We start from the raw sequence: 2,755 nt of genomic DNA, 5'->3' as shown, positions 1-2,755 counted from the left end.
AGCTATTACGCTTTCTTTAAATGATGGCTGCTTCTAAGCCAACATCCTAGCTGTCTAAGCCTTCCCACTTCGTTTCCCACTTAACTATGACTTTGGGACCTTAGCTGGCGGTCTGGGTTGTTTCCCTCTTCACGACGAACGTTAGCACCCGCCGTGTGTCTCCCATGATTAAACTTGTCAGTATTCGGAGTTTGCATCGGGTTGGTAAGCCGGGATGGCCCCCTAGCCGAAACAGTGCTCTACCCCCAACAGTTATACATGAGGCGCTACCTAAATAGCTTTCGGGGAGAACCAGCTATCTCCCGGTTTGATTGGCCTTTCACCCCCAGCCACAGGTCATCCGCTAATTTTTCAACATTAGTCGGTTCGGTCCTCCAGTTAGTGTTAACCAACCTTCAACCTGCCCATGGCTAGATCACCGGGTTTCGGGTCTATACCCTGCAACTTAACGCACAGTTAATACTCGGTTTCCCTTCGGCTCCCCTATTCGGTTAACCTTGCTACAGAATATAAGTCGCTGACCCATTATACAAAAGGTACGCAGTCACACATACCCAACGGTACATGCTCCCACTGATTGTACGTACACGGTTTCAGGGTCTATTTCACTCCCCTCCCGGGGTTCTTTTCGCCTTTCCCTCACGGTACTGGTTCACTATCGGTCAATCAGGAGTATTTAGCCTTGGAGGATGGTCCCCCCATCTTCAGACAGGATATCACGTGTCCCGCCCTACTCTATAAGCTTCCACATAATGCATTTTCATGTACGGGACTTTCACCCTCTATCGTGCGACTTTCCAGACGCTTCCACTAATACATTATGCTACCCGCTTGGGCTACTCCCATTTCGCTCGCCGCTACTTTGGGAATCTCGGTTGATTTCTTTTCCTCGGGGTACTTAGATGTTTCAGTTCTCCCGGTTCGCCTCATCTGACTATGTATTCATCAGATGATAGTGCAGTCGCCTGCACTGGGTTTCCCCATTCGGACATCAACGGCTATAGCGCCTTTTATCGGCTCACCGTCGCTTTTCGCAGATTAACACGTCCTTCATCGCCTCTGATTGCCTAGGCATCCACCGTGTACGCTTAATTTCTTAACCTTACAACTCACAGTTGTCTTGGTTTTAATTACGCTTTTTCTCTTTTCTACTTCATCACATCCATACTTTCATACAAATGCTTTCCGTAAAAACGAGAACTCGTTTCTTTCAGCTTGTTCCTAATTGTTAAAGAGCTTTATCTTTCTATTCATTCGAATATCAAATAAATACAAAAATAATTTTATTTTAGAAATAATCTCATCTGATGGCGTCCCCTAGGGGATTCGAACCCCTGTTACCGCCGTGAAAGGGCGATGTCCTAGGCCTCTAGACGAAGGGGACTTAATTATTTCTTATTAAACAAACAATCTGTGTGAACACTTACGAGCTCTTCGTAAGGAGGTGATCCAACCGCAGGTTCCCCTACGGTTACCTTGTTACGACTTCACCCCAGTCATGAATCACACCGTGGTAAACGCCCTCCCGAAGGTTAAGCTATCTACTTCTGGTGCAACCCACTCCCATGGTGTGACGGGCGGTGTGTACAAGGCCCGGGAACGTATTCACCGTGACATTCTGATTCACGATTACTAGCGATTCCGACTTCATGGAGTCGAGTTGCAGACTCCAATCCGGACTTAGACGTACTTTCTGAGGTCCGCTTGCTCTCGCGAGGTCGCCTCCCTTTGTATACGCCATTGTAGCACGTGTGTAGCCCTGGTCGTAAGGGCCATGATGACTTGACGTCGTCCCCACCTTCCTCCGCTTTATCAACGGCAGTCTCCTTTGAGTTCCCGACCGAATCGCTGGCAACAAAGGATAAGGGTTGCGCTCGTTGCGGGACTTAACCCAACATTTCACAACACGAGCTGACGACAGCCATGCAGCACCTGTCTCACAGTTCCCGAAGGCACTCTCGCATCTCTGCAAGATTCTGTGGATGTCAAGACCAGGTAAGGTTCTTCGCGTTGCATCGAATTAAACCACATGCTCCACCGCTTGTGCGGGCCCCCGTCAATTCATTTGAGTTTTAACCTTGCGGCCGTACTCCCCAGGCGGTCGATTTATCGCGTTAGCTTCGGAGCCCATCACTCAGGGCAACAAACTCCAAATCGACATCGTTTACAGCGTGGACTACCAGGGTATCTAATCCTGTTTGCTCCCCACGCTTTCGCATCTCAGCGTCAGTATCTGTCCAGAAGGCCGCCTTCGCCACCGGTATTCCTCCACATCTCTACGCATTTCACCGCTACACGTGGAATTCTACCTTCCTCTACAATACTCTAGTTAACCAGTTTTAAGTGCAATTCCTAGGTTGAGCCCAGGGCTTTCACACCTAACTTAATTATCCGCCTACATGCCCTTTACGCCCAGTCATTCCGATTAACGCTCGCACCCTCCGTATTACCGCGGCTGCTGGCACGGAGTTAGCCGGTGCTTCTTCTGTAATTAACGTCAATTGATGCACCTATTAGATACACCACCTTCCTCATTACCGAAAGTACTTTACAACCCGAAGGCCTTCTTCATACACGCGGCATGGCTGCATCAGGGTTTCCCCCATTGTGCAATATTCCCCACTGCTGCCTCCCGTAGGAGTCTGGACCGTGTCTCAGTTCCAGTGTGGCTGGTCATCCTCTCAGACCAGCTAGAGATCGTCGCCTTGGTAAGCCTTTACCTCACCAACTAGCTAATCCCATATGGGTTCATCAA

At 49.2% G+C, this 2,755-nt stretch carries 1 tRNA gene and 2 rRNA genes; all 3 read right to left on the bottom strand.

Features of this window, described 5'->3' with window-relative positions:
- Positions 1-1,102 (bottom strand): 23S ribosomal RNA (locus tag A9G08_RS04690); the annotation flags it as partial.
- A gap of 206 nt (positions 1,103-1,308) precedes the next feature.
- Positions 1,309-1,384, bottom strand: a tRNA-Glu gene (locus A9G08_RS04685).
- Positions 1,385-1,437: 53 nt separating this feature from the next.
- Positions 1,438-2,755: ribosomal RNA gene (locus A9G08_RS04680) — 16S ribosomal RNA — on the bottom strand; the annotation flags it as partial.

It is taken from the genome of Gilliamella sp. wkB195 (assembly GCF_001690445.1).
In the GTDB taxonomy this organism is placed as follows: Bacteria; Pseudomonadota; Gammaproteobacteria; order Enterobacterales; family Orbaceae; genus Gilliamella; species Gilliamella apicola_E.
The sequence above is the reverse complement of the archived record's forward strand: the minus strand, read 5'-3'. Positions and strand labels throughout refer to the sequence as shown.